The organism is Blautia sp. DFI.1.216, from assembly GCF_020594215.1.
Lineage (GTDB): Bacteria > Bacillota > Clostridia > Lachnospirales > Lachnospiraceae > Blautia_A > Blautia_A wexlerae.
Genome location: NZ_JAJDML010000206.1, coordinates 1 through 319, shown reverse-complemented (window position 1 = coordinate 319; position 319 = coordinate 1). Strand labels below are relative to the sequence as shown.

At 42.9% G+C, this 319-nt stretch carries 1 protein-coding gene; it reads left to right on the top strand.

The features are described from left to right. Positions 1–98: 98 nt before the first annotated feature. Positions 99–296 (top strand): hypothetical protein, encoded by a 198-nt coding sequence (locus tag LJE11_RS19455; RefSeq protein WP_002595176.1) that lies wholly within the window; start codon positions 99–101, stop codon positions 294–296. Positions 297–319: the final 23 nt, after the last annotated feature.

Below are 319 nucleotides of genomic sequence, written 5' to 3'. Positions count from 1 at the left end.
GATTGAGATTGTTTGCAAGGTCTTTTGAAGCCCGTTGCCGGACTTCGTTGCCGACCGTTCTCTGTCTGGCTATTTTCATGTATGGAGGATAACTGCCTATGGCGAAAAATAAGACCAAGATTGAAGTGACAACCGTATTTGACGGGGAACTGGACGCCACCGATGTGTTCGTCAGCCTGATTTCCCAGAAATACGGCAAAACAAATACAAAAGAATATCTTGCTAAAAAGAAAGATTTGAAGTATAATGAAGATGAGGTTCAACAGAGCCAGATACCGTCTGGATTGTGTGGGTAAATGGCTATGATGAACGAAATGGA